At 44.3% G+C, this 26,854-nt stretch carries 23 protein-coding genes; 6 read left to right on the top strand and 17 right to left on the bottom strand.

Going from position 1 to position 26,854, the window contains the following annotated elements; translation table 11 throughout:
• Positions 1–388 precede the first annotated feature (388 nt).
• Positions 389–1,423 (bottom strand): ketopantoate reductase family protein, encoded by a 1,035-nt coding sequence (locus NKT06_RS15105; protein WP_253435836.1) that lies wholly within the window; start codon positions 1,421–1,423, stop codon positions 389–391.
• 14 nt (positions 1,424–1,437) lie between these two features.
• Complete coding sequence (locus NKT06_RS15100; RefSeq protein ID WP_253435834.1) at positions 1,438–2,184, bottom strand: acetoacetate decarboxylase; 747 nt, start codon at positions 2,182–2,184, stop codon at positions 1,438–1,440.
• A 385-nt stretch (positions 2,185–2,569) separates the two neighbouring features.
• On the opposite strand from NKT06_RS15100, the gene NKT06_RS15095 reads away from it, so the two are divergent.
• A complete protein-coding gene (locus NKT06_RS15095) occupies positions 2,570–3,457 on the top strand; it encodes a LysR family transcriptional regulator (RefSeq protein ID WP_253435831.1) in 888 nt (295 codons plus the stop codon).
• A gap of 95 nt (positions 3,458–3,552) precedes the next feature.
• On the opposite strand, the gene NKT06_RS15090 is transcribed toward NKT06_RS15095, so the two are convergent.
• Complete coding sequence (locus NKT06_RS15090; RefSeq protein WP_253435828.1) at positions 3,553–4,959, bottom strand: family 4 glycosyl hydrolase; 1,407 nt, start codon at positions 4,957–4,959, stop codon at positions 3,553–3,555.
• 176 nt (positions 4,960–5,135) lie between these two features.
• On the opposite strand from NKT06_RS15090, the gene NKT06_RS15085 reads away from it, so the two are divergent.
• Positions 5,136–5,987 carry a helix-turn-helix transcriptional regulator gene (locus tag NKT06_RS15085; protein ID WP_367399894.1) on the top strand — a complete coding sequence of 284 codons (852 nt, stop codon included), beginning with the start codon at positions 5,136–5,138 and terminating at the stop codon, positions 5,985–5,987.
• Between the two features lie 108 nt (positions 5,988–6,095).
• Here NKT06_RS15085 and NKT06_RS15080 read toward each other — a convergent pair whose 3' ends face one another.
• The 5 genes from NKT06_RS15080 to NKT06_RS15060 all read right to left on the bottom strand — a co-directional run bounded on the left by NKT06_RS15080 (position 6,096) and on the right by NKT06_RS15060 (position 13,008).
• Positions 6,096–7,166: a phosphotransferase enzyme family protein gene (locus NKT06_RS15080; protein ID WP_253435822.1), complete on the bottom strand. Its 1,071-nt coding sequence runs from the start codon at positions 7,164–7,166 to the stop codon at positions 6,096–6,098.
• A gap of 225 nt (positions 7,167–7,391) precedes the next feature.
• Positions 7,392–8,858, bottom strand: a complete 1,467-nt coding sequence (locus tag NKT06_RS15075; protein WP_253435819.1) for a glycoside hydrolase family 1 protein — start codon at positions 8,856–8,858, stop codon at positions 7,392–7,394.
• 42 nt (positions 8,859–8,900) lie between these two features.
• Entirely contained in the window at positions 8,901–10,838 is a 1,938-nt protein-coding gene (locus NKT06_RS15070) for a beta-glucoside-specific PTS transporter subunit IIABC (protein ID WP_253435815.1), read from the bottom strand.
• 158 nt (positions 10,839–10,996) lie between these two features.
• Entirely contained in the window at positions 10,997–11,845 is an 849-nt protein-coding gene (licT, locus tag NKT06_RS15065) for a BglG family transcription antiterminator LicT (RefSeq protein WP_036615740.1), read from the bottom strand.
• A 230-nt stretch (positions 11,846–12,075) separates the two neighbouring features.
• Positions 12,076–13,008: an ArsR/SmtB family transcription factor gene (locus NKT06_RS15060; protein ID WP_133384811.1), complete on the bottom strand. Its 933-nt coding sequence runs from the start codon at positions 13,006–13,008 to the stop codon at positions 12,076–12,078.
• Positions 13,009–13,233: 225 nt separating this feature from the next.
• Between NKT06_RS15060 and arfA the strand changes: the two genes are divergently transcribed.
• On the top strand, positions 13,234–14,727 hold the full coding sequence (arfA, locus tag NKT06_RS15055; RefSeq protein WP_301290366.1) for an arabinosylfuranosidase ArfA: 1,494 nt from the start codon (positions 13,234–13,236) through the stop codon (positions 14,725–14,727).
• A 569-nt stretch (positions 14,728–15,296) separates the two neighbouring features.
• Here arfA and NKT06_RS15050 read toward each other — a convergent pair.
• The 7 genes from NKT06_RS15050 to NKT06_RS15020 all read right to left on the bottom strand — a co-directional run bounded on the left by NKT06_RS15050 (position 15,297) and on the right by NKT06_RS15020 (position 21,769).
• Positions 15,297–15,878, bottom strand: a complete 582-nt coding sequence (locus NKT06_RS15050; RefSeq protein ID WP_253435808.1) for a hypothetical protein — start codon at positions 15,876–15,878, stop codon at positions 15,297–15,299.
• A gap of 506 nt (positions 15,879–16,384) precedes the next feature.
• Entirely contained in the window at positions 16,385–16,948 is a 564-nt protein-coding gene (locus tag NKT06_RS15045) for a GNAT family N-acetyltransferase (protein ID WP_253435805.1), read from the bottom strand.
• 199 nt (positions 16,949–17,147) lie between these two features.
• Positions 17,148–18,167: an alpha/beta hydrolase family protein gene (locus NKT06_RS15040; protein ID WP_253435802.1), complete on the bottom strand. Its 1,020-nt coding sequence runs from the start codon at positions 18,165–18,167 to the stop codon at positions 17,148–17,150.
• Positions 18,154–18,801: a GNAT family N-acetyltransferase gene (locus NKT06_RS15035; RefSeq protein WP_253435798.1), complete on the bottom strand. Its 648-nt coding sequence runs from the start codon at positions 18,799–18,801 to the stop codon at positions 18,154–18,156. The genes NKT06_RS15040 and NKT06_RS15035 overlap by 14 nt, the downstream gene beginning before the upstream one ends.
• Positions 18,798–19,589 (bottom strand): helix-turn-helix domain-containing protein, encoded by a 792-nt coding sequence (locus NKT06_RS15030; RefSeq protein ID WP_253442581.1) that lies wholly within the window; start codon positions 19,587–19,589, stop codon positions 18,798–18,800. The genes NKT06_RS15035 and NKT06_RS15030 overlap by 4 nt, the downstream gene beginning before the upstream one ends.
• Before the next feature lie 177 nt (positions 19,590–19,766).
• Positions 19,767–20,609, bottom strand: coding sequence for a CPBP family intramembrane glutamic endopeptidase (locus NKT06_RS15025; protein ID WP_253435795.1), 843 nt, complete (start codon positions 20,607–20,609; stop codon positions 19,767–19,769).
• Positions 20,610–20,854: 245 nt separating this feature from the next.
• Positions 20,855–21,769 carry a DsbA family oxidoreductase gene (locus tag NKT06_RS15020; RefSeq protein ID WP_253435792.1) on the bottom strand — a complete coding sequence of 305 codons (915 nt, stop codon included), beginning with the start codon at positions 21,767–21,769 and terminating at the stop codon, positions 20,855–20,857.
• A 130-nt stretch (positions 21,770–21,899) separates the two neighbouring features.
• Between NKT06_RS15020 and NKT06_RS15015 the strand changes: the two genes are divergently transcribed.
• Complete coding sequence (locus NKT06_RS15015) at positions 21,900–22,247, top strand: winged helix-turn-helix transcriptional regulator (protein WP_253435789.1); 348 nt, start codon at positions 21,900–21,902, stop codon at positions 22,245–22,247.
• Positions 22,248–22,456: 209 nt separating this feature from the next.
• Here NKT06_RS15015 and NKT06_RS15010 read toward each other — a convergent pair whose 3' ends face one another.
• A complete protein-coding gene (locus NKT06_RS15010; protein ID WP_253435785.1) occupies positions 22,457–22,921 on the bottom strand; it encodes an NUDIX domain-containing protein in 465 nt (154 codons plus the stop codon).
• A gap of 111 nt (positions 22,922–23,032) precedes the next feature.
• On the bottom strand, positions 23,033–23,917 hold the full coding sequence (locus NKT06_RS15005) for a LysR family transcriptional regulator (protein ID WP_253435782.1): 885 nt from the start codon (positions 23,915–23,917) through the stop codon (positions 23,033–23,035).
• 124 nt (positions 23,918–24,041) lie between these two features.
• Here NKT06_RS15005 and NKT06_RS15000 point away from each other — a divergent pair, with 124 nt between their 5' ends.
• A complete protein-coding gene (locus NKT06_RS15000; RefSeq protein WP_253435779.1) occupies positions 24,042–25,052 on the top strand; it encodes an alpha/beta fold hydrolase in 1,011 nt (336 codons plus the stop codon).
• Positions 25,053–25,238: 186 nt separating this feature from the next.
• Positions 25,239–26,843, top strand: coding sequence for a type 2 periplasmic-binding domain-containing protein (locus tag NKT06_RS14995; RefSeq protein ID WP_253435774.1), 1,605 nt, complete (start codon positions 25,239–25,241; stop codon positions 26,841–26,843).
• Positions 26,844–26,854: the final 11 nt, after the last annotated feature.

The raw sequence follows: 26,854 nt of genomic DNA, 5'->3' as shown, positions 1-26,854 counted from the left end.
CATATCAATTACGCTCCAGTTCAAAGTTTGGTTATAAAATCCTGAAAGTCCGACTCTGTTTGCCAATACAACAAACAAGGATGTCCCACAAGTCATAAATATGACGGAGGACACCCCTAATTAATGTGATTTTGTTGTAATGAATTTGACACACGCTATTCGCTCTCATTGGCCTAGTTCCGAGATCTAACGAATCACAGAGACGTTATTCTCTTGATTCGGTCAATTTTTTAGATATTGGCACCGTTTTAGGACGAATAGCGTTAATCAGGTTCGTTAAATCTTGTATATGTTGATAATCAGTCATATAAGATGCGGTAGATTCGTTAGCGCTTAGGAAGAGAGACCACTCCTTTGGAGAAAGCCCCTTCAGTGTAAACATATGAATTTATTTTTGTGTACTTAACAGTTCTTCAAAAGCTTTTATATTCGTGTCAAAATCAGGAACGGTTTGTGTTTCTTCAGCAGATTTGACCAGTTTTACAACCAAATCATTATAAGGTGTCGCAATTCCGGTACCTTCTGCCTTGCTTGAAACCACCCCGTTAATATAATCAATCTCTGTTTTGCGGTTCTTCTCCAGATCTTGAAGCATGCTTGCTTTGAGCAGTCTGGAGGGCTCCATCACGTAACGTAATGTTTTCACCCGTTCAGGGATATCTTCTTTGCTGTTCAGTTCGAGTGAAGCGATGTCGAATCCATTCATTTTAACCAATGTGACCCCATTGGCGCGAGCAACTTTAATCGTCTCGTCCGCAATATGAGCTGCACTCACAATGCCAGCTTCATGATCGATGATGTCCCCATATTCCCCATTCAATGCAGCGGACAAACCACTGAATGCATTGTTGATCAGCAATTTGGACCATTTGGTTCCAACCAGATTATCAGAAATATGTGTTCCACCTACAAGGTCCAACACCGATTTCACGCGTTGAATTCGTTCGGTGATCTCACCATTCAATTCACCAATCTGAAAAGCATACTGCTTAAATTGAGTGTACTCGGTTGTGAGACTTGATACACCTGGTTTAATAAACGTAGCGCCAAACTCAACGGAGCCTGCAATGACACGTTTTTCGCCAACAATGGACGCCACTTTTTCTTCCGGAATCCCGTTCTGCAAGGAACACACCATACTGTCTTCTTTCAAGAATGGAAGTAATTCCTGAAGAATCGAATCGTTATAGAGTTGTTTGGTCAAAAGTAAAACGAGGTCATATTGTCCTGATTTCTGATCAGGCGTAATTGCTTTTACTTTGGCCTGAAACTCCGTGGTACCCGTTACTTTAGCACCCGTTTGATTTAAAGCTTCAACATGTTCTCGATATGCATCAATTAACTCAACGTCCAGTCCACCATCCGCAAGGTATGCACCTACGATGGTTCCCAAAGATCCTGCTCCTACAATTGCAATTCTCATTTTATATTTCCTCCTTATTTCTCTTCCAGGTAGTTGTATACAGGTTGTGCAGCGTTTAAGGTTAAGTTGGTAAGGATATGAGAAGCCGACACCACTTCCAACACAGGCAGATCTGCAAGAGGTGCCAATGCGTGTTCGAACAGTTGGAGCCGGGCAGGTCCTGTCCAAGCCTCTTTCACTTCGATGTCTGTAATCTGAGTTCGGATCAGATCACATATTCTTAAATTCCCGGTATAGTCTGTCGCAATCTTAATCATGAAGTTAGGTCGGCATATTTCGCGTTTGGCGATATCTTTATCCATCTCCACATGTTTATAGCCCATCGTTGCCGTGGCTACACGCAGCGTTCCATAATCAAGTGTGCCAACAAGTGTATCTGAATCGGTATACAACTTGGGTGCGCCCAGCTTTTTCGGATAGGCGGTGAGCTCTCGACCACTGGCTATCGCGGGGAAATTGTCTACGTACATCGAATGCACATAATCGCCTTCCTCCCCATTGAATTGCACAGGGATAACTTGTCCAGCTTCCGTGTAGGCACCCAATCCAGATACATCGGGCATCCACATCACTTCGAATTTAACCAATGCATCAGTAATTTCCAAAGGCTCGGGTACGGCTGCTCGCAATGCTTTTTCATCGGTTCGGTAAATAATATTCAAGTATTCACGATTCACGAATTTGTACGGTGGCATTGGGTATGCCGGAGCCGTTAGGGGTGTATTCAGATTTTTAGCTATGTTATTCACATCGATTTTCATCAAAGACACCTACCTTATGTTTTGGTTCTATATAAGTTGAACTCAAAATTATTTACACTGACACTACGCTGACAGAACAACCTTCCAATCGCTGTTATCCCCAGACTTTTCGATTCCCTTTCTAAAGGGGAAAATCCGGGGCTAAAGGCGAAGCGTATGCTTCCGATGCAGCTTTCTTCCAGAAAGCTTTTAGCTTCGCTTTTTCAGGTTTTTTCTGTCCTCTCCGTTATTGTGTAAATCAGTAGTTCAACTTATAAAGTCAGGTTTTTGGTATTTCAAATTTGATCTATATCTTATAAAAAAATTCTACATCAATATTTAAATTTAATATAATACATAATAAGTACTATATATATTTATCAAAATAAATAAGGAGTGCAGATAAATGGAATTGCTTCAGCTCAAATACTTTCAGACCGTTGCCTACACTGAACACATCTCCAAGGCAGCTGCTCAATTGAATATTGCTCAACCTTCCTTAAGCTTGACGATTAAACGACTTGAAGATGAACTGGGTACGCCTTTATTTCACAGGAGAGGACGAAGCATTCAATTAAATGCCTCAGGTGAAATTCTATTGAAGCATGTGAACCGAATTTTTATTGAAATTGAAAATGCAGAGATGGAGATTAAAGCGGAGGAACAGCAAATATCCAATACGATCAGGATCTCGATTACGAATACACGATTCCTCACGGGTCTTATTAGTGACTATATCAATACTTTTCCTGATACCAAGCTCCATCAAGGCATAGGGACGCGTGCTGAGATTATTACAGGTTTGAAGAAGGGTGAGTTGAATCTGGGCATTACGGGGCATCCGATTCAGGATGAGGAGATCGAGAGTGTTGTGCTTGTCGAGGAGGATATTGTTCTGGTTGTGCCAACAAATCATCCATACGTCGGAGAGACAAGTATCTCATTAAGTGTTGTTGCAGATGAGCCCTTTATTTCCCTTGCAGATAATAAGGAGTACAGCGGGTTTACAACGATGCTCTGTGAAAAAGCAGGCTTCCTGCCCAATCTTGCATTTGAGGTCGATTCTCATACTCTGCTCGAAATTATCAGGCTTAATCAGGGTGTTGCATTACTTCCTATCTCCGTATGCAGAACACTCGGGTTAAGTTATGTAAAAATTGCTGATGATTCAGCGATATATCCAATCAGCCTCTCTTGGGTCAAACAAAAATGGTTATCTCCTGCTGTAAGAGAATTTCGTGATTTTATTACTTCGTACTATGAAGACCATGCTGGCTTGTTTAAAGTGCAATAGAATATCTTCTTAAATTAAAAATGATAAATGATAAAAATAAAGACCACGTTAATCCTTTTGAAGGAAACGACGTGGTCTTCTATCGATATCTGTTCCTAGCTGTACTGTAGTCTATCCTTGTACCAAACGTCCGGAATCATCTGACGTTCCAGTTCCAACAATTCACGGATGATTTGGTCCGCGTCACGGATGGAACTCACGAGCGGGTCAGTGAGCATCGCTCTTCGCAGCTTCTCATAGCTTTGTTCCAGCACAGCTTCAACCGTAAGCTCATGCGTATCAAGTACAAGTTCTTGCATCCCTCTGATCCCACGCGGCATCTCGCCTACATGGAGTGGTTTCGCGCCATCCATATTTACATCGCATAGTAGTTCCAGGAAGGAATCTGCATTCATATTGGTTACAGCACCTTGATTGAGTGTATTGATAAAGAACTTCTTGCCCAAGTTCCCCACCATATTTTCAATGATATCGGTCGCATGATCCGGGCCAAATATGTTCATATAGTCTGCAATCGGTATAGTACCTGCAAGAAAGTCATCCACCTGCTGCCACATCTCATCATGCCGCTGATACCTGTCCTCTGTCTCCCAGATTGATAACGGAGGAATCGTGTCCGTTGTCTTGCCAAGACCTTGCCAATATCGAACGTATTCCTTCGTATGCGCCGTGCAAGTGGGAATGATTCCGAAAATATCATACAGTTCGTAGGTAATGGCATCGTTAAAAAGAGCTTTGGCTCCCCGATCACCGCCGTTGTTCTCTTCACCTGCCATCCTGCGCATGGCTTCTGCGATCGTGGGCATCACATTTTTCCCTTCATACTCGGCTTTGAGCAGCCAAGTGAAATGATTAACGCCGGCAATACGGAAATCGAATTTTTGGTTGATCTCTTCGGTGAACTCGCTATTGTCTCCAATGATCCCGGCTCGTACGGCATAATAGGCTTTTTTATGCGGCATATGATGACTATCGCACAGCGCAAATGATTTAAGTTTCGGTGCATAACGATGTAATGCGATGCCGTGAACGGTAGATGGATTAATATAATTGATCACCCAGGCCTCCGGACACAGTTCCTCGATGTCCTTGGCACATTCCATAATCACCGGCAGTTCCCGCATCGCGCGAAAGATCCCGCCAGGGCCAATCGTATCACCGGAACACATGCGAATCCCATACTTTAGAGAGACTTGGCAGTCGATGCCCCGATATTTCACCGATTCTTCCGCAAAGCTGAGCACAACGAAGTCGGCTCCCGGTAGTACCTGTCTTCGGTCCACTGAACCCTCAATCTTTAGGGATACGTTGTTCTCCTTGGCAACCATTTCCGCTAGTGTTACCATTTTTGAGAGTCGTTCCTCGTCCGTATCCACCAAAGCCAGCGTTCCCTGATTCAAATATGGGGAGTGTACCATCTGCCAGATGGACTGACGACCAAAAAATAGGCTGCCCGCTCCAATAACAACTACCTTTGGATGCTGTGTACTTGTAGCATTCATCAATAACCCCTCCTTGTAACGATATAAATTCATTATAGGTGAGTGAGCTGGAATCGGAATGTGTGATAGTTTTCAAAAGATGTCATATCGTACGATGGTTAACAAGGAGCAGATCCTTTGGTATGATAGGGAAAAATGAAGGATGTCATAAAGTAGAGAGGAATCGGCTGAATTCGATGCATGCAGGAACTGTAAATATGAGTATAATCGACGAGCTCTCGGAGTATATCACGCTTCGCATGAGCTCTTATCTGGAACAGACGCATGACAGTCATTGGATTGAACGAAAGTCACATTCTGATTACGATCTGTGGTTCATTACAGCAGGATCTGTCAAGATTACCATCGATGGAATCGAACATATGGCGGCCCCGGGTGACGTCGTGTTTTTTTATCCGGATATGCCCTACACGGCTTCCACGACCGGAGAGTTGTGCCGATTCGTATACATGCACTTTGATTTCAGCATCGCTGAGCAAAAGCGAATTCTCGGCGAGTTTCAACTCCCAGGCATCGTACCTGGTAACCTGATTCAGGAGGAATCAACGCTGTTCACCTCGTCCTATCGAAGGTTCAAGCAGAGTAACGGCGCTTCCGCCAGTCCACTTTACTTGAAAGCCTCTCTGCTTCTCGTCATCGCCAAAATTTTGGAATTACATAGGCAAGGCCTGTATCACGGTGAGTTTCTGAACGATCGGAAACCGAGGAAAATTGAAGGAAGTCTGGAAGTTCTGCAGAATGTATTCCCATACGTGGATGCGAATCTGCATCGTGCCATCCGAGTTAACGAACTTGCAGATATTGCCGGCGTCTCCGAGAAATACTTTATTTCGTTGTTCAAGAAAATTCTAGGTATTACACCTGGGCAGTACATTAATCAAATCAAAATGAACCGGGCCAGAGATTATCTGTACGAGAAAAAATATACGATCCAGCAAATTGCCGGATTTCTGGGATATCCCGATCCCTTTACGTTCTCCAAAGCATTCAAAAAATTTTACAACGTGCCTCCTTCCAAATTTGAATAACATACCGTAGACAAACATCCTGTGGACAAACAAAGAGGCAGACCGTAAACCAGCTGCCTCTTCGTTTTGGTTGATCATTAATTATTCATGGTCTGGATGTGCGTCCCTTCAGCGTTCCTCATATTCAAAGGGAGCTTCAGTGGAATACATCTCATGGAAAAATCCTTTATACGGTATATCCTCTTCCAAACATTTAATGAGATACAACATTTCTTCGTCAACTTCCGGTTCTTCGCCGGCACGCTGCATTTCTTCAAATTGACCTAAAATGTTCTCCAAGAGGGTGACTTGGATAAACAAAGGCAACTTCTCCAACATCGAATCTTCGATCTTGGTCTCGGAAGAATAACCAGCAAGGGCGGTTTGGAAATAGTCATCCATGAACTGTTTGCGTTTGTCCGCATCCGGCTCAAATTGAACCCAGCCGACTCCGTGTGTCCATAGATCTGCCAGATCATACATATACCAACCGAAGCATGAATTATCGAAATCATAAACGGTGATTTGACCGGTATCAAAATCGATCGAATAATTCCCGTCATTATAATCGAAATGAATCATGCCAAATGTCTCCTGGCTCGACCCCATTTCTTTTACCGCTTGGAGAAGTTCCACCATTTTGCTTCTGAGCAAAGAGAATGATTTAGGGACCAACCTCTCGATATACTCCGTATTATATTTGTCAAAAAAATGATGCCTGCGATGAACAGGAGCATAGCTTTTGGATAGCTGATGCATTTTACCCAGGACTTTACCGCTATTATAGTAGTATTCCGTAAGTGGTACCCCTTCACGATACTGATAATGGTTCTCTACCAGCAACTTTCCCTTGGCCTTGTTAAACAGGCATACAAAGAACGTATGCTCACCATCAGTGATCTCTTCCAGCAGATGGACATTCTTGGAACTCACTACATTCGAAACGCTGGCTCCATGATCAAATAAATACCGGATATACTCCAGTTCGGCAATGTAATCTTCCCGCTTTCGGTCAGGCAAAAAAGAAACTCGTAGAATTAGCGACTGGAACCCCTCTTGCTCACAGGTGTAAACGACATTCCGTCCACCCTCATGAGGCGGAATAAGCTGAATGTGGTAACCCTCCAGATGAAACAGCTCGGATACCAGCGACAGTACATGTGTATTGCTAATGTTAACAGCCTCGTTAAAGTTAATCATGATCTCCTCCAGTAAACATTGTCGGGACGGTTTCCCGCACTGCAATGTCCACAAAAGGAATCTCTGTAACGCAAATATCCTTTTGTGAACCTAAAGCATAATCACCTTGTTAGACATTGAATTCACTCCTCTTGTTTGAATAAAACAATTTTACGTAATTATCCCTTATTTGACTAGTGAAAAATAAAGACCGCCCATATGGGCGGCGTGTAAAATTTTATATAATTACAGCGTTTCTCCGTTTGTTTCAATAACTTGTTTGTACCAGTGGAAGGAGTCTTTGCGAGTTCTTTCAAGCGAACCTTTGCCAGCATTGTCTTGATCTACATATATGAAACCATAACGTTTGCCCATTTCAGAAGTCGAGCAGCTAATGATATCGATAGGCCCCCAGCTAGTGAAACCCATCAATTCAACGCCGTCAGCGACAGCTTCTTTCATCTGCTCAATGTGGCTACGCAAGTAATTGATGCGATAAGGGTCATGGACTGCCCCGTCCTCTTCCGGTGTGTCGATAGCACCCAGCCCGTTCTCAACGATGAAGAGCGGCATCCGGTAACGATCATACAATCGGTTCAGCGCGACGCGAAGACCAATCGGATCGATAGGCCATCCCCATTCGGTAGCTTTCAGATGAGGGTTTTTGATCTGACTTACCAGCATACCAGAGTTGCTGTTGTCATTGGGGTCATATTTTCCGATATACGTCATGTAATAACTGAAAGCAATAAAGTCCACGGTATTATCCCGAATAATGGCATCGTCGTTAGGAGCTTTAACCAGTTCAATGCCGTTTTCCTCAAAATATCTTTGCATATAGGATGGGTATTCGCCCCGTGCCTGTACCTCTGGGTAGAACAGGTTCATCTGATCTTCCTTCATCGTCTGCAACACATCTTCCGGTTTACTAGAAGCAGCATACGTTTCCAGACGACAGATCATGCAGCCAATCTGAGCATTGGGCATCTTCTCTTTACCACTTTTGACAGCCAGTGAGCTTGCAACAAATTGATGATGAGTTGCCTGATAGGCTACCTGCTCTGGTGTACCCTTAATTTTATCTTCCAGAATGCCGCCGCCAGTATACAGACTTGTCAGCATCATATTCATTTCATTGAAGGTAATCCAGTATTTCACTTTGTCTTTGTAACGGTCAAACAGCGTATTGGCAAATTTCAGATACAGATCGATCATCTCGCGGCTTTCCCAGCCGTTGTATTTGCGGGTTAACTCTACGGGCATCTCGTAGTGAGAGATCGTTACAAGCGGCTCAATGCCGTATTTCAAAAGTTCGTCAAGCACGTTATCATAGAAGGCAAGACCCGCTTCATTGGGAATTGATTCTTCTCCTGTCGGGAAGATCCGTGTCCACGCGATCGAAAGACGAAACACTTTGAAGCCCATCTCCGCAAACAAGGCAATGTCTTCTTTGTAGCGGTGGTAGAAATCCACGCCGTTCCGTTTCGGGAAATATACGTTGGTGTTACCGCTCAGGTATTCTTCCAATTGAACAGAATCGACGTCGAAGGTGAAATCCTTGCCATTGCGCTCCTCATGAGGAACGAATGGAGCCATGTCTGAGGTAGAGAGTCCTTTGCCGTCTGCGTCATATGCACCTTCCAGCTGATTGGCAGCGGTAGCTCCGCCCCATAAAAATCCTTTAGGAAATGAGTGTTTAATTGTTTTTGTCATGTTGTTTCTCTCCTTTTTTTGTGTATGGTATTCATGAAGCTGTTAACGAACGGTGAGGAGAAGCAATTCATTCATTGGAATCACCCCCTTCACCTGAACAGGTACTACATCGAGGTAATCCGGCGTATTGGTTACGATGACTGGTGTCACAAGGTCAATACCCGCACCCTGAATGCCATCCATATCAAATTCCAGAAGTAAATCACCCTTCTTCACTTCTTGTCCAGCAACAACCTTCACGTCAAAAAATTTCCCTTTGAGCGATACACTGTTTAGTCCAACATGAATGAGAATGTCAATTCCACTGGATGAGGTCAGCATAATCGCATGTTTACTTTTGGCGACCAACGTGACGGTTCCGTCAAAAGGAGCTGTAACACGTCCATCCTGCGGACGAATTGCAATACCTTTCCCGGTCATTTCCTCAGCAAACGTTTGATCTGGAAGCTCTGCGAGCGGCACCAATTCACCAGTGAGCGGGCTGAACACCTCTCCCTTCTTTTCCGCGATGGAATGTACTGTGACAGGTGTCACCGTTTCTTGAGAAAAGGCAGTAGTTGTATTCAGTTCCTGTTCGGTTAATGTTTGTGCTGAGTCGGACATGGCGGAATTGCGTGTATTTGGCTCTTCCCACTTGAGCAGCAAAGTCACTACGAAAGAAACGCTAAAGCTGATGCCAATTCCGATTAATGCATACCAGAAATTAGACATGCCACCATTCGGGCCAATGTATAACGGAAGTGAGAGCAATCCTGGTACAGCAAAACCGAAGCATTTCAGACCCACTGCGGTAATAAAGCCACCCCCTGCTGCCCCACCAATAAGTGAAGCGTAAAACGGTTTTTTCAGCTTCAAGGTGACACCATACAGTGCGGGTTCAGTAATACCAAGCAAGGCGGATATGCCACTGGATAAAGCAATGGATTTCATTTTTTTATCTTTGGTCTTAAGGAAAACAGCCGTGACTGCACCAGCCTGACTCATATTGGTTATCAGGTTGATCGGCAGCAAAAGCACGTCATATCCAAGTTTGCTCAGATTCTGCAATGTGCCTGGGAAGAACGCATAATGCATACCCGTCATAACAATCAGAGGCATGAGGCCGCCGAGAATAATGCCGGTTAACGGACCTGAATGGGCAAAGAGCCAGGAAGTACCCATTTCCAGATAGATGCCCATGTAATTCCCTAGGGGGCCAATCGCAATTAATAGAATTGGCACCGTGATGACTAGCACAATCATCGAGGTAAAGATGACTTTGACAGGACCGGGAATAAAACGATCGACCCAGCGATGTACATAACTCAGAAGCCACACACCCAGAATAATGGGAATAACGGACTGGGTATAATTCACAATGGACACGGGCAGCGAGAGAAAACGAATTGGTTCAAGCTGGTTTGCCAGATACGCATTCAGAATCGTTGGATACAATAAAGTACCTGCAAGCGTCAGGGCGATATATTCATTCACTTTGAACTTGCGGGCAGATGATAGAGCCAGAAGGAAAGGCAAGAAATAAAAGGCCGCATTAGCGATTGAGGACAGAACTTGATACTCCCCGCTTTTCTCCTGTATCGCGCCAAGTGTAACGAGCAGTGCCAGAATCCCCTTTAACATCCCGGTACCTACGATGGCAGGCAGAATCGGAGTAAAAATGCCGGAGATTGTATCCAAAACAGCATTAATCCCTTTAGAGCGCGGCGCGTCTGTTTCAGGCTTTGATATGCCACTATGCTTCATCTGATCCTCGATCTGCTCATATACGGCTGCAACCTGGTTACCAATTACCACTTGAAACTGATCGTTCTGAAACTGTGCACCGAGCACGCCATCGAGTGCTTTGATCTGTTCCAATTGAACTTTGTTTTGCTCTCGAACATTGAAGCGAAGTCGTGTGATACAATGCCAAGCTTGCGTAATATTTTCCTGTCCGCCCGTTAATCGAATAATTTCTTTGGACAACTCCCGGTGATTCATGATGCTTCCTCCTTTTTTGGCGAAAAAAAAACCAAATGTATTACCGGCCCGCCGCAGATGCGGAGTCGGAAACATTTGGTGGTGCCTGATCGAATCAGTAACACTCCATATTCAATTCATATTGATGATGGTATAACTTCAAACAGGTTGTATTGAGATTAATCCATATCGGTACGGGATGTCACTCTCTCGATGTGTATCATGAGATATACCATCTCATCGGGAGTAATCACGAATCCGCGTTGCCTCTCCATCGCCTCCTTTATTTTGAGTGCGCATTGGAAGCTGATAGGATATCGCTCCGACAATACATCATATAGAAATTGCTGATCTTTAAAAGAGAGCACTTCCCGGTTCAACTGACGTACAATGAAGTATCTCAGATGGGTGATGAACCTGGAAAAATCAGCAGATTCCTGATTCAGTACCATTCCGAAATGTTCCGTCATGATCCCTATAATGTCGTTAATCATCTGTGTAATTTTAATTGTTTGGTTCATGCTGCCCGAGTCGAATTGAGAGTTCACGAAATGAAGGGCAATAGAGCTTGATTCACCAGATGGCAGTGAGACCAGAAAAGCTTCATTGATTTTTTGAACTGCCCATTCTCCGGCACGGTATTCGGCAGGATATAGATGGCGAATGTCCCAGTGAAGCGGATTTTGCACATCCACGCCTTTTTTGAAACGATCCAGCGCAAAATGAATATGGTCCGCCAGTGTTAACAGGATCGAGTCATTCAGCTTTTTTCCAATCAGCGTCTTGCCTTCTTCAATAATCTGATCCGTAATGTCGATGACTTGCAGAGGGATATCGCTGAGAAATTGCTCGACTCGCTGATATTTGTCATTCGAGCCGATTCTGAACATTTTCTGGATCTGGCTCTGCTCAATCGGCTGTCCTTTCACTTTTTTGAAGCCAACACCCGTTCCGATGACAATGACTTCGCAACCTTCCGTGTCTTCCGCCAGGGCGATGTTATTGTTTAACGATTTTTTGAACCTCATGATGTTCTCACCCCCAATATACAAAAAGCACCACCATGATCCAGAACACAAGTCAAACAAACTTGTGAAATCCAGATTGTGGTGGTGCCTGATCGAATCAGTGACACTCCTTATTTAGCTGTATTCTATACCAGCCATGTAATCGTTGTCAATACCATTACTCTGGAATTGTTATGCACTTCGTTCATATGGAGATTACCTCTATATAAACTAACATGAAATCGCATATCCTATTCATCCGAAGTTTGGTTTTCCTGAGCATTATAATAGTACCGAATCAGGATATCCTGATCATAGTTGCCAAAACCTTTGCCAAACAGGGTAAGCCCACCTCGGCCAGCTACTCCCTCTTCCGGCTTCAATCCAAACGTCCAGTAGGTGGAAGAATCCAGTTGCAGATCATGGATACGCACATCCGAGATGCGCTGGCCATCCATAAACGTCCCTTCTCCGTTAATGCGCAGTACTTTCAGTACACCATACTGGTTGACGTCCAATTTCCACCATAGCGGTGTATGCTTGCCTTTCCGATCCCCAAAGTCCCCTGGGCTTGTCCATGTTCCCAAGTGATTGCCATTAAGTGAGAAGCGAATGTCGGAAGGCCAGTTTTCATTGACTTGGGGTGCTTCCGAACTGAGTTCGAGTGAAATTTCAATTTCCTGGAGATGCTGTTCTGTATTGAGATAATTGGGAATCTTATATTCCAGAAAACCTCGTGCCATCCAAAGGATTCCCGCGTTCACCCGATCCGGATCCATGAAGCAGGCTGGTGTGTCATATTGTCCAATCATTTGCGTTGTTGTTGCAATGCCACAGGTGGGCCAAGCTTCGTAATCCGTATACTGACCAACCGGAATAGAGACTTCATGGTAAGGAGCATCTACTGGGTCAGGAGAAAGATTGATAGTCATAAATTCTTGCAGAATAAAGCAGTATTTATACGTTCCACCGTTCTCGCGCTTCATGCGGCTGCCTACGATGCCCGCTTTCTGCAATTTGCTTACATGTGTACTAACGATGGCTTTGCTCAGGTACAGCTCTTTGGCAAGCGCATTAATATGCATCTCCCTGTTTTGCAATAATAAACGAACGATATTTAAACGGGCCTCGCTGGCGAGCGCCTCATATATGATCAAGGACGGGGCATCCGTGCCAAGCATCATGACCTTCACTTCCTTATCTCTATAGAATTCAATATATTATTGATTTAGGATTCGTTTTTTAGCGAACCCTGCGAAATGAACTTGCTCAATATAATAGCATTATGATACACATTAGATAACAAATCAATCAGTTGATTTTGCTTTTATGCGAACTCATCTCGAAATAAAGTTTATTACACACCTAAAATTAATTCTATGGAGGTTTTCCCATTGCTTACATCCAAAATGCTTATTGATAAAGACTTTCAGATTGCTGAAGTAGATCCACGTGTCTATGGTTCATTTATAGAACATCTGGGACGGGCCGTATACGGCGGTATTTATGATCCAGGTCATCCCACGGCAGATGCTCAAGGTTTCCGTCAGGACGCCATTGAAGCGATCAAGGCTCTGAACGTACCCATCGTTCGGTATCCGGGCGGCAATTTCGTATCCGGTTACAATTGGGAGGACGGCGTTGGTCCGGTAGCCGAGCGCAAACGCAGACTTGAACTCGCTTGGTGGACGATTGAAACGAATGCAGTGGGAACGAATGAATTTGCGGACTGGGCCAAACTGGTTGGAACCGAAGTGATGATGGCTGTAAATCTGGGTACTCGCGGTATTGATGCGGCCAGAAACCTGATTGAGTACTGCAACCACCCATCCGGCACATACTGGAGTGATCTGCGTATCTCTCATGGTTACAAGGACCCGCATAAATTCAAAACCTGGTGTCTTGGCAACGAAATGGACGGCCCTTGGCAGATTGGTGCAATGACTGCATATGAATACGGTCGTATTGCGAACGAAACAGCCAAAGCGATGAAATGGGTTGATCCAGAGATTGAACTCGTTGCATGTGGCAGCTCCAGCCGTGACATGAAGACATTTGCAGATTGGGAAGCAACTGTACTCGATCTCACCTATGAAAATGTAGACTACTTGTCCCTGCATCAGTATTACAATAACAACAAAGACAACACGTATGATTTCCTGGCGACATCGCTGGATTTGGATCAATTTATTGATAGCGTGGCTTCGATCTGTGATTTTGTACAAGCCAAAAAACGCAGTAAAAAGAAATTGATGCTGTCCCTGGATGAATGGAATGTCTGGAAATCCATTGGCACAAGCCGTATGGAAGAACGCTGGCAGATTGCTCCTCCTGAATTTGAAGATGTATACACGCATGAAGATGCACTAGCCGTGGGTTGTTACCTGATTACCATTCTCAAGCACGCCGACCGTGTAAAAATGGCTTGCCTTGCTCAGTTGATTAACACCATTGCACCAATCATGACAGAAAATAACGGAGCAATCTGGTTCCAGACGACGTATTTCCCGTTCATGCACGCATCCAACTTCGGTCGTGGTACAGTATTGAGATCCATCACAACTTCACCTAAATATGATTCCAAAGACTTTACAGATGTTCCTTATCTCGAAGCGATCAGTGTGCATGATGAAGAGAACGGCACGATCACGATCTTTGCGGTGAACAGACATCTGGATGAGCAATTGGAACTGAATGTGGATCTGCGTTCCTTCGGAGAAACCACATTTGTGGAGCATATCGTATTGGAGAACAACGACTTAAAAGCCACCAATACCAAAGAAAACCCACGCAACGTTCTTCCTCACAACGGCGGGCACACAACCGTAGATCAAGGTAAAGTGCAAGCTGTACTGAACAAAGCGTCGTGGAACGTCATTCGTTTGAAAACCAAACAGGCATAATCAGAGCGGAATAGCGTTTGCTCCTACTCTGCTGGATCAGAATTGTTTTTCGCACCGCGTGCAGCTCCCTGCGCGCGGTGTTTTTACTGTATAACAGTGATCGGTCGAACTACATGGTAACAAAGTAAGATGTTAGAGGCGTATTTGAAACCTCATTTTTATACTTGCAACGAAGGAATTTAACAAACACAGGAGAAGTTATGCTGCAGAATCAGCCCCTTTTTCACACTATATCTTGCATTTGCAGCAAATAGGGTGTGCCATGTTCGTTAGAATTTTAATGGCTTGATATAGACCCGAATAAGGTTTCTGAGGTTGGTTAGCATTGAGCAAGCATGCGAAATCGAGCTTGTTCGAACCTCATATACAGCATAAACAAATAAGCCACCCTCCGTTTGCCGTACGGAGAGCAGCTTGCAGTAAAGCATCTAGCGAAGAAGCTGAAACAGAACAGAGAAGAAGATAAGGAACAGAACAGAAAGAGATCAGATCACCCATTACACTAGCAATCCTTCCTTCCCAAATACAACGAAGGGTTGTGTTCTATTTCACGATTTTCATTTCAAGTATTATCCTCGTTGTGCTTCCTCTTCACCTTCGGCTTCTGCCGCAGCTTGGCTTGCTGGAGTCATCAGCCCTTGAACTGCGCCCATAAATGGCTGAATCTGCTTAATCATGCCATACCCCATTTTGACTACAGGTGTAAACCGCTGGATCATGCCAAATAACCGCATACCACCGCCTAACATACCTCCAATCGAGCCTGCACCGCCAAGTCCGCCAAAGCCACCACCTAACAATGAACCTAACATAGGCATGAAAGATGATACCTGGGCTTGCCTAGACGTTGAGCGAGACATTGACCGGGATCGTACTTGCGACTTACGTGTGTTGTTCATCCGTTTACGGTTTCGAGAGGATGCTGTTTTTCTTGTAGCCTCTGCTTTAGGTTTGCTTTTGCGAGCACTGCCTTCAGATGAGGGTGCTGTGATTGCGGCCTGAGTAAGCTTTCCGCCCCCGGTAAGCACTACGCCTTCGCCGTTAACGCCAGAGATGTACCCGACGTACGTTTCGCCATTATGAAGAGTCACACAGACCGGGCGATCCTTGAGCCGTTTCACCCGGACGTGTATTTCACTGGTTTTAGCCATGGAATTCACCTCACTTGACTTGATCTACTTCAGTCTACGCAATGGGTGGACGACTTGCCTGTGCGAATAGTACATCCGTGTGCCGAAATTGAATGGAAAGATTGCTTTGTGGAACCTTTTCCATCTCCTACCTCAACCTCCGCATATGCTCCGTTCTCTCATCATTTCATTGAATTCAGTCGCACGTAATTTAGCTGGTGCACACTTCGCTTTGTTTTGAGTCCAAGTCGTTTCTCCACAAGCCACAATATGTGATCCGATGACGTATGTATATATGTTCAGGTGCGGCGTTATATCTTTCATACTCTCTTTAACCAGCATATAACGCTCGACGCCGTTCGAGGCATTCACTGCTTCCTGAGCGTACTGAATTGATCGCTCGCAATGACCCGATCTGCGTTCAATTTCTGCAAGGAGCGCAGATCGCATCCATTGTTTTTAATCGAATTAAGATGTCCCTGGCCTGTTCACTCTGCCCGTCTTCATTGTGAAATAGTTTGAGGTGGCTAACTCTTCCGGTAAGCAACCTTGTGAAAAGCATTGATATAACGAAACAGTGCCTCACCATCATCAGGCACATGCGTGCTTCTGTCCAGTGGCAGCATCATTGCCTGATATGGTTCTGGCACCATTCTATATTGATGGACATAGGAGGTCAAAATGAACCCATTGCGTTGCCAGAACTGAATGCGTTCCTGATGAGCCACCGTTGTCCCGGACTCTGCCTCGATAAGTATCCCTTTGATTTCATGTTCCCCTAACGCCCAGGCTCTGAGCTGCTCCAGCATCCAGGTTCCTATGCCCAACCCGCGCAGCTTCTGATCAACTGCGAGGTAGTCAATGATCAGAATGCGGTCCACAGCCTTCCCCACCAGTCCAGTAACAGCCATCGCAACCACTTTTCCCTGATGCACGCCCGTATGTAAATAACCAACCCCTCGGTCTAGCATACTGCGCAGAATCACTTTTGTCTTCGCACCGCTTTGAAAGGCTTCATGATAGATCCGCTCCATCCGTGTCCACATTGCTTCATCCCACTCCTCTAAAGTGGTAAACTCTAATTCCAGCATCTCGTTCGCCTCCAGAATTTTATTATAACGACTTCAAGACATGTAAGAGATATTCCTTCCGATTTCATGGATTATGAACATTTGAATAGACCACCCATATCATCGCCAACCTGCTATATGTATATTTCATCGAATGAAATGAATAAAAGAACGTGATAATAGCGACTTCAATATAAAATCGGTGCTCAACCTGTTCTCTTTATAACGCCAATTTGGTCAGGAATTGTTCAATCTCGTCCATATACCCAGGGGTGGTAATACTTCTTGGAGCAAACAGGAATCTCAGCCCCATTCTCCATTCCGAGCCTGCAATGGATGTAGGAAGCATCGAATGCTCCGTATTTTGAAAAATCTTCTTGTGAAGCAAGTACGACGGCTTGACTTCCTGACGATATGCACTCTCGGTATCCTTGATATCGACATTGACGTCATCTTCTCCAAGCAATAGCAGTACTGGTGTTTTGAAATTGTGCAAATCCACCGTTGCATCCACTGTGAAGTTTTTGCTCACAAAGTTCCAACGATCCTTGATCATCTTCTCCTCACCTTGACGTGCAAGCCTAATGTATTCCTCATAAGAACCATGACGTTTCAACACATCATTAATCTTGTTATTGTAATCCACCTGTGCTTGTATCTCAGTGGCCGAAAATCCATCCTTGGCCATTTGACTCCGTGTGTAGTATTCTCCCTGTCTCAGCCAATTGATCGCTGGAGAAACGAGAATACTAAATGCGAGATTTTCCTTGCCTGCAAGCTTGGGAATGACCCACCCCGCCTGACTTGCTCCCCACACACCAATCTTGGAACCATCAATCATCGGTTGCTCTTTCGCCCAAGCGAAAGCTTGCTCGGCTTCAACTACGCGATCATCGATGCTTTGATTCAGCCAGTTGCCTTCGGATCCACCTATGCCGCGTTTGTCCAGCGACAACGAAGCGTATCCTATGGAAGCAAGGCGCTCCCACAATGGCTTATATCCATCGCTATGTGTCGAATCAATCGGACCATCCCCATGGATGAAAAGCACGAGTCCCAGCTTGCCTGATTCGTTCTTAGGCAGAGACAGTGTACCTGTCAGTTTGCCTTGTGGGGTTTGAATTTCGATGTGTTGTTCGACCATACTGTAGTCCTGTTGCACAATAATGTACGTTCCTGTACCCACAATTAATAAAATGAAGACGAGTAGTGAAATCCAGATTCTTTTACGTTGAAGCATGTTCGTCTCCTTTGCGGGTCATATAATTCCATTGTTGTTCACCGAGAAGCATGTCGGTCATCCAGCTTTTTGTACTGTTTTGTGTGTGAAACTGCAGACGTTCGTACATCTGAATGGCTTTCAGGTTGTGACTTGCCACATGCAGACTGAGATACGACATCTGAGGGGATTGCAGCATGTATTGCTGCGCCCAGGCGAGTAATTGTCTGCCGATTCCCTTACTCTGATGTTGTGGATGCACAACGATATCCGCGATGTAACATTCCTGCATCACAGGTTCGTGTTTCAGCAAATGAATTCCCGTTAACATCAGAAGGCGTCTCCAAGCGCCGATGTGATTGCAAGCGTCCCACACCTGGGAACCTCTCACCTTTCCAGCGATCTGTTCATGAGAGCCTGGCTTCCACTTCAACGACATCGTGCCCACAATGACATCGTCTTCTCGTGCGACCACGCGCAGATTTCCAGTATCTTGGGGAACATGATGCAGCATCTGTTCAAAGGCTGCAGCCAGATCTGACGAGGATATTGCAGTGGATCTCTGGAATTTATGTCCAAATCCATAAGCCATCAGTTCGCTGGCTATTTTGTAACCATCAGGCTGGATGCGCTCAATCTGAACGAGATGTGTCATAAGACAACCTCCTGTTCTGTTATGATCTGTGACAATAATTCATAATGAAGCTTGTGGGGTGTGAACAACGATAAATACGATTTTTCCACCATGAGTAGTGGCCCCTGACAGACATATCCCGCCTCTTCGGCGTTAGCATAAAAATGCTGAATGTGAGCAGCCAGTTGTTCTTCATTTTCCACAAAAAGATGACAGGACAGATACGTACCCGCTGGCAGCATCAGATGATGCATTCCTTCCTGAGTGGGAGTGTACATGCCTACGATGCCGGACGAATCGTAGACATAATGGAGATCTTCTTCAAACAGATTGGTGATCTTGCCTTTGTGCTGTACAAGTGTCTGCGCATTCAGCGTGGCAGTAGCCTCCATCTCAAACCATAGTGATAGCGGCGTGGCTTCGCGCTGAATGATGTGACATGCTGTCTCCACCGGATCTGCAAGATGTGCTTTTTCCTCCAATAACTTCTCCATAAAATGCTTGGTCTCCTGAAGTTTCTTAATCTCAGCTTCGGTATCGGTCAGTGCCTGATGAAAGAGCAGTGTGATCTCTTCGGGAGTAAGACGTGTCAGACATTCTTTGATCACTTGAACGGACAGCCCCATCTTGCGCAGCAATAAAATATGGGCAAGCCGGTACACTTCATCCATGCCATACATTCGGTACTGATTATCAGCTGTGTAAGCTGGATGCAACACTCCCTTTTCCTCAAAATAACGAATTTGATGTACCGATACGTGCATCAGCTTGGCCAATTCGCTAATTGTAATTTCAGCATTCACTGTCATCTCCACCTTCGCTGTTCTTCCTACACATAGCATAAACCTTAGGCCTGACCCAAGGTCAAGCCTCGTTTTCAATTCAAATCAGTTTTTCGCAGATGTACAAAAAAGCAAGTCATATTGCTGACCTGCTTTGGATTTGATTTCTATTTTCGAAGTCGTGTTACAATGAATCTACTCATTTTATTGGGGGGGATGAAGTGATTTAGAGGATTTTCTCTTCTTACTTATAATATTGCCGTTCCTGTAAGCGTTAATCAGCATAGGAATTGCAATCAGTAGACTGACGAACATCGGTACAATGGAGGCTTCAAGGCCGAAGTTTCCTCCAGTCAGAAGTGTTGAACCTGTCATTTGAACTTCAAATAAACCGTCCAAGGCCATGCCCGAAACCGGTATACCTAACATGCCCTCAAACGCATTCCATACAAAATGGAGTCCCATGACAAACCACAGGTTTCGCCGCCACAAGAAGCCTGCCCCCAGTAACACACCTGCCTCTATGAATATCGCGATAGAGCTCCAGATGGTGGCTCCGGGGTTAGCGAGATGGGCTAAACCAAAAAAGAGCGAAGTTACGGCCAACGCGATCCAGCTTCCGATCAGTCTTTCCATCGCTTGCAGGAACAAACCACGGAACACCAACTCTTCTACAATAGCCGAACTAATCGCCAAAGCGAATATGGGCGTGATGGAGTGTTCGGTAGACCATGTGAACGTATATCCCCCAAGCAAAACAATGACACCTACAGAAACCCCAATAAAAATCAGTCCAACAAAAGCACCAAAAATGGTCTCGGTTCCTGCCCTTTTTCTATGTATCTCTTCAACGTTGCGCTGACCTGCCAGAAATCTCATGATAAGCCAGTATATAGCGATGAAGAGAACACCTCCAGCCAGGGCATGCACAATAGATATGAAGCCATCTGAACCAATAAATATCCTGCTAGACATTGAGCCAAACACTACCAAAATAAATGCTCCTGTAAACATCCATACCAACGGAAACTGAATAATTTTCCTCATCTGAAGCCCAACACTCCTTACTTGAATGGTTTGAAGTTTCGTGATCAAGTCTCCCTATAGCTTATGATGTGCTTATTAGTATCAGCTCTGGTCCAGGTCAAAAGTAAGTTTAGTTTAAACGTATTTATTACTCAATGATACACAAAACGGGCAAGCCACATATGTGACATGCCCGTTAGATTCACTCCATCTAGCCTGCGTATATTCAAAATCACACCGGATCGAGGTTTTTGTATTTTCCTGCCTCAGATCTGCTCAATATACATCTCATTCAAGATGTGACCGATACGATATGTGTGCTCTGCCAATTCAGATTTCACATATGATGCAATGTCACTCTTTTCGATATTGTACATGACCTCCATTTCTTTAGAAAAAAGAAGGTGTCCCTCATCGATTTTCTGCTGCAACGAGGGTATCTGTTTTGGTTTCAGATCAACAACCAGCACCTGCTGAAGTGCTTGCACATATGTTTCAAGAGAACGTGCTCCGACAATTTTCATCCCTTGGTTCTCTTTATTTACAATGATAATGGATGGGAAACCTCTAACTCCCAAACCAGCAACACGCTCAAAGTCTTCCTCTAATAAATCTTGTGCAGATTGCTGTGCAGCTGCGTCAACCACTTCTTTTCCATTCAAACCCAGTTGATTGACGATATCCGTCAGCACATCATCTTCTCCAATATTTTGATTAAATGCAAACACGGCTTCACGCGCACGTCTTAAAAATTCATGCTCTTTACCAGGGTGTGTACTCTGAATGACCTTAAATACGCGAGATGGCGGATAGGAAGAAAGTATTGGATTATCGTGCCATAAGGAACCATCGATGGGCATACGTGAATGTTCACCCACTTCCCTCCAATGCCCTGCAACGTCCGAAGGCTTCTGAATTCCGTTAGCGCCATCCGAGAAACCATTCCAGTTAGCCAGTAGCCCACCCATTTTGATTTGCAACGTAAAATAATGACCGTATTCCTCAACCAACCGATGAAGCACCGGCTCTAGCGCCCAGCAGTGAGAGCAAATCGGATCTGTTGCGTAATAAATGGTTACCCTTTTCTCAACGTGATTCAGATTAATTTCTTGCATAGCCTCTTCTTCGCTCACACCACATATGCCTGTTTCCAGATCACACATCATAGATTCATTACTCACATTTATCCCGCCTTTATCTTTATGAATTGATTTCATTGTGTTAGTTTAATTATATTGTCTACAATCTTTTGAACAAGTACGATTCTTTTTCTGACTTAGTATCAAAAAGTATACTATTGGAGGGTATCAAGTGAAATACGAGTTTAATTTCGATCAGTTATGTCCAGCGACTTATGCATTTCAGGTCATTGGAGGCAAGTGGAATCTTCCGATCCTGGCGATCCTCAGTGAAAATGACTGTATACGTTACAATGAATTAAAAAGAAGATTGCCTGGTATTACCGGAACGATGCTAACGAACTGTTTGAAGGATTTGATTCATTCCGGCATCGTGCATCGGGAGCAATATAACGAGGTACCACCGAGAGTGGAATATTCGCTCACCGAATCGGGCAAGGAATTGGTTCCTTTAATTGAATCCATGGTCATGTGGGGTCAGAAACATATGACAGCAGGTGTGAAGGAACAAGATATATAACACCTCGCCTTGGCTGGCCTAGCCTTATGTAACCTCTTGGTCTAGATGGTCATATTTGAATTGATCAGTACACTTTGCTTAACGGCAAAAAAGGCTATTTCACTGGACCATCACGTCCTTGAAATAGCCTTTCCTTATGTAAATACAAGACTGCCGCTTGTTTATGAATCACTTCATATTCATTCTCGGCTTCAATGTGTTAGACACAACTAACCATACAGTTCCTCATCTTCCTCATTTCCTAAATACATAACCGTTGGTTCTCCCCCAACCAATCTAAGAATCTGCTTTCGTAATTTTGAAGGAAATAAAGGTAGTTCGTTTATATTTTTAATTTCAAGCCATTCATATTCCACTTGATTTTCGTCACTCGGCAGAATAGAACTATCTTGGTCCATCAAACCTATGTACTCGCACAAAAAAACAAAATCTACACGATGAAGAGCTTCACCGTATACACCTTCAATAACGAATTCCAATGATAACGGTTCTACCTCTACTCCGATTTCTTCTCCGACTTCACGCTTCACAGCATCGGTCAATGTCTCACCTGCATTCTGGCTCCCGCCCGGCAGGATATAGATCACTTCATCATGATCATCCTGCTTCATTGCAAGCATCCTTCCATCTTTGATGATCAATGCTTTTGCAGAATTTCGAATCTTTCTTTCCATTTTTAATCCCCCATATATGTCTGTATCAAGTTGTTGAAGGTTGATTCTATTTAACTTTACGATCTCCATGAAGAGTATTTTAACATATACATCTAAACAAATTCTGAACAATCATTTCAACTCACTCTTAGCGACTTGGATGAAAGCAGCGATGGATGGAGAAATCCATTTTTCTCGATGCCAGAGCATTTGCGCAGAAAAAGATACATCTGATAAATCCCACGGCAGAGCAACCACTTCCCCATCGCTCAACTCTTTCTTCAAAGCCATTTCAGGTAATAAAGCGATCCCTAGACCAGCCACAACACATTGTTTAATGGCTTCTACACTATGAAACTCCAGCTCTGTCAGAACATCTGCACCTTTCTTCGTTATGGATTGGTCAAAATAAGTGCGATACGAACAGTTCTTTTCGGTCAGCAAAAAATGCTGTTTGTGGAAGTCATCAATGACCAACGCGGAACGCGATGCTAACATATGATCGGGAGAAACCACCATTTGAAAGGTCTCATCCTTTAAAAACTCTGACTGAAGGTCTTTGGAATTCATAGGCTCATCCAATACAAAAACGACATCGGCATGCCCTTCTCTCAGACTCGATTTAAGCTCTTGCCCAGACAAGGGGCGGAACAATAACCGTACACCAGGATAGTCCGCTCGGAAGCGTTTGAACAAGGCTGGAAGAAGATATGCACACAGCACCTCGTCTGCTCCGATCACAACCGTTCCCGCCAATTCTCCGTGCTGACTGGATATGCACTTTGCTTCCTCTACATCGTTTAATATCTTAGTGGCGTAAGGCAGAAACTGTTGGCCAGCATCCGTTAACACGACCTTTTTGCCTAATCGATCCAGCAATTTCACCCCAAGCTCTTCTTCCAGCGATTTGATTTGCATGGTTATGGTAGAGGGTACATAGCTCAAAAATTCAGCAGTTTGACTAAAGCTGCAAGTCGATGCAAGTGTCCAAAAGGTTTTTAACTGGCGTATTTCCATGAATCAGGCACCTCCTAAGTTCAAAATAAATGAATGATATGTTCGATAACGTTTCGTTGAATTGATAATAGACGTATTGTAGAGTGAAATCAAGTTATTACTATTTTATAAGGAGAATCAATCTATGAACGATTATGAAACATATAACCTTGGAGATACATTACTTCAATCGGGACAACAGCTCCCTCAAGCCTTTATCGCTTACAAGACCTATGGAAACCTAAATTCGGCAAAAGACAATGTTATTGTCGTCCCAACATGGTTTGCTGGACTTCACACTGATAATGAATGGTTAATCGGAGCGGACAGGGCGCTGGACCCCAGTCGGTATTTTATCATTGTGCCTAATATGTTAGGTAACGGATTATCGTCCTCTCCCAGCAATACTCCTGCCCCATTTGATAGAGAGAACTTTCCTCTCATCTCCATGTATGACAACGTGCGTGCCCAACATCAACTTATCACTCAAAAATTTGGAATCTCCAATATCAAACTTGTTGTGGGCTGGTCTTTGGGTGCTATGCAGGTTTTTCAATGGGGAACGAGTTATCCCGATATGGTCGAACGGATCGCCCCATTTGGCGGGACAGCAAAAAGTAGACCCCATACACAGTTGGTATTCGAAGCAATGATCGCGGCGTTACAGGCAGATTCCAATTTTAAAAATGGCCGATATGAGCGCCCTCCGGTTGCTGGTCTCGCTGCAATGGGGAGAGTTTATGCTCCATGGGGATTTTCGCAGGCGTACTATTTGGAGAAATTGTATCAATCCGAAGGTTACGATTCTTTGAAATCTTATGTAGAAGATTACTGGGACAAGGTGTTTCTATCCTTTGATGCTAACGACTTAATCACCATGCTTCGTACAGGAATATATGGAGACATTAGTGATAATCCCGTAGATGACGGCAACTTCGAACAGGCTTTAAGCAAGATCACTGCTCCTGCACTCGTTATGCCAGGGTCCAGTGACTTGTTTTTCACTCCAGAAGACAGTGCGTATGATGTTCAACATATGCCGAATGCTGTTTTTCAGCCCATCGAGTCCAAGTGGGGACACTGCTTCGGGATTGGAGCTAACGAAGTGGATTCACTCGTTATCGATCGTCATCTAAAGCAATTTTTGGAGACATGAGTAAAAAAAGAAGGCGTATAAAGTAAAAAAAGTGCACAAAGCTTATTAAGCTTTTCTTCGCTACGACTCAAAAGTAAAAAAACGTATGGGTTCTGGTCAATAACCTTTATATCCCCTTTCCCCTTTCTCGTTTAGAATATTTTCAAGAAAGCGTTATTGAAATAGGACTGATAAGGGGGAAAAGAAATGAACAAGAAAACGAAAGCTTTACTCTTGTCTGTGTGCATGTCAACCTTATTACTCGCTGCCTGTAGCAGTGGAAACGGTGCCGAGAAAGATCCAACTACGGACCCGGATTCCAACGAGGCTGGAACGACAACCATTCACACCGTAACATCAGAATACTCTTCTGCCAAATATCCAAAGGGCGATGATATCACCAACAATGTGTGGATTAAGCGATACAAAGAGAAGTTCAATATCGATGTGAAAACAGACTGGGTCAGCGATGAATACGATACCAAATTGAATTTGGCTATAGCATCGAACGATCTTCCTGACGTATTTAGAGTTAATCCATCACAACTGAGACAGTTGGTCGAAGCAGATATGGTCATGGACCTCTCCGAAGTATTTGATCAACACGCTTCGGATCGACTCAAAGGTTATATGGAAGCGGATGCAGACAGTTACGAGTCCGGAAAAAAGGACGGCAAGCTGTACGGCATACCGCAGATGCACTGGGGATTAATTGAACAACCAGACTTCATCTGGATTCGGAACGACTGGAAAGAAGAATTAGGGCTCCAGGACCCGAAATCTGTGGAAGACATCAAGAATATCGCACTGAAATTCATGGAAAAACACGGCGGTTATGGTATAGCGGTAGATCAATCATTAGATTACCTCAACCTGCTCGCTATTGCATGGAATGCACATCCAGATATGTGGATGGAAGATGCCAGTGGCAAACTCGTATACGGATCTGTACAGCCTGAGATGAAAAATGCGCTGGCGGAGTGGTCAGAATGGTACAAGCGAGGCATTATTGATCCGGAATTTGCAATCAAAGACTTTAATGCGATGAACGCGGATATCGTGGCTGGCAAAGTCGGAATGCAGCCTTATTACCAATGGTGGGGTTATAATCCGGGTGTCGATACCGTATCCAATCTGGGTAAAGACGCTATCTTCTATCCTTATATCATTCCTAGCGTCGATGGGAAGGAAGCCAAACAATCCATCTTTTTCGCCAACAACAATTATATTGTCATGAAGAAGGGATTCAAGAACCCCGAGAAAGTGATCCAGATTTTGAACGACTATGCTTATATCGTGGATGAAGGCAATGGCAAGGAATCTACAGAAACGCTATCTGCTTTGCTGGATAACGATATTGCCCATGTTGTCGGTGCATTCCGTGTACTGAATCCGAATTCAGATTACGAGCAATTTGAGGCGGTGTCGGCTGCCCTTGAATCCAAGGATACCAGTGGACTTACGACTTCGGGTATGTGGCAAAAATATAATAACAGTGTTGAATTCATGGAGAACGCAACTCCAGGAGCAGTCGGTGATTATTTGCAACAAGGTGCTCCCAAAAATGCGTATGGACTTGCCAAAAAAGTACTCGACAGCGAAAACTATACGAAGACAGCCTTATGGGGTGTTACACCAGAGATCCTGTCAAGCTATGGAACAACCTTGGATGATATCCTGACGGAGGGCTTCACCAAGATCATTATGGGTAGCGAAAGTATCGATTATTTCGATGTGATTGTCCAGAATTGGCGTGCAGCCGGAGGCGATGATGCAACCCAGGCAGTCAATGAGGCATATGGGGCAAAATAATCTCGTTCATA

This window comes from Paenibacillus sp. 1781tsa1, assembly GCF_024159265.1.
Classification (GTDB): Bacteria; Bacillota; Bacilli; order Paenibacillales; family Paenibacillaceae; genus Paenibacillus.
The sequence above is the reverse complement of the archived record's forward strand: the minus strand, read 5'-3'. Positions and strand labels throughout refer to the sequence as shown.

Excerpts from the sequence above, each read along its gene's own strand:
- NKT06_RS15070 (WP_253435815.1), bottom strand. The coding sequence starts at position 10,838 with ATGAATCACCGGGAGTTGTCCAAAGAAATTATTCGATTAACGGGCGGA.
- licT (WP_036615740.1), bottom strand. The coding sequence starts at position 11,845 with ATGAGGTTCAAAAAATCGTTAAACAATAACATCGCCCTGGCGGAAGAC.
- NKT06_RS15100 (WP_253435834.1), bottom strand. The coding sequence starts at position 2,184 with ATGAAAATCGATGTGAATAACATAGCTAAAAATCTGAATACACCCCTA.
- NKT06_RS15090 (WP_253435828.1), bottom strand. The coding sequence starts at position 4,959 with ATGAATGCTACAAGTACACAGCATCCAAAGGTAGTTGTTATTGGAGCG.
- NKT06_RS15075 (WP_253435819.1), bottom strand. The coding sequence starts at position 8,858 with ATGACAAAAACAATTAAACACTCATTTCCTAAAGGATTTTTATGGGGC.
- NKT06_RS15080 (WP_253435822.1), bottom strand. The coding sequence starts at position 7,166 with ATGATTAACTTTAACGAGGCTGTTAACATTAGCAATACACATGTACTG.
- arfA (WP_301290366.1), top strand. The coding sequence starts at position 13,234 with ATGCTTATTGATAAAGACTTTCAGATTGCTGAAGTAGATCCACGTGTC.
- NKT06_RS15010 (WP_253435785.1), bottom strand. The coding sequence starts at position 22,921 with ATGGAAAGAAAGATTCGAAATTCTGCAAAAGCATTGATCATCAAAGAT.
- NKT06_RS15105 (WP_253435836.1), bottom strand. The coding sequence starts at position 1,423 with ATGAGAATTGCAATTGTAGGAGCAGGATCTTTGGGAACCATCGTAGGT.
- NKT06_RS15085 (WP_367399894.1), top strand. The coding sequence starts at position 5,136 with ATGCATGCAGGAACTGTAAATATGAGTATAATCGACGAGCTCTCGGAG.
- NKT06_RS15040 (WP_253435802.1), bottom strand. The coding sequence starts at position 18,167 with ATGCTTCAACGTAAAAGAATCTGGATTTCACTACTCGTCTTCATTTTA.
- NKT06_RS15025 (WP_253435795.1), bottom strand. The coding sequence starts at position 20,609 with ATGAGGAAAATTATTCAGTTTCCGTTGGTATGGATGTTTACAGGAGCA.
- NKT06_RS15035 (WP_253435798.1), bottom strand. The coding sequence starts at position 18,801 with ATGACACATCTCGTTCAGATTGAGCGCATCCAGCCTGATGGTTACAAA.
- NKT06_RS15050 (WP_253435808.1), bottom strand. The coding sequence starts at position 15,878 with ATGGCTAAAACCAGTGAAATACACGTCCGGGTGAAACGGCTCAAGGAT.
- NKT06_RS15060 (WP_133384811.1), bottom strand. The coding sequence starts at position 13,008 with ATGATGCTTGGCACGGATGCCCCGTCCTTGATCATATATGAGGCGCTC.
- NKT06_RS15045 (WP_253435805.1), bottom strand. The coding sequence starts at position 16,948 with ATGCTGGAATTAGAGTTTACCACTTTAGAGGAGTGGGATGAAGCAATG.
- NKT06_RS15030 (WP_253442581.1), bottom strand. The coding sequence starts at position 19,589 with ATGACAGTGAATGCTGAAATTACAATTAGCGAATTGGCCAAGCTGATG.
- NKT06_RS15005 (WP_253435782.1), bottom strand. The coding sequence starts at position 23,917 with ATGGAAATACGCCAGTTAAAAACCTTTTGGACACTTGCATCGACTTGC.
- NKT06_RS14995 (WP_253435774.1), top strand. The coding sequence starts at position 25,239 with ATGAACAAGAAAACGAAAGCTTTACTCTTGTCTGTGTGCATGTCAACC.
- NKT06_RS15095 (WP_253435831.1), top strand. The coding sequence starts at position 2,570 with ATGGAATTGCTTCAGCTCAAATACTTTCAGACCGTTGCCTACACTGAA.
- NKT06_RS15000 (WP_253435779.1), top strand. The coding sequence starts at position 24,042 with ATGAACGATTATGAAACATATAACCTTGGAGATACATTACTTCAATCG.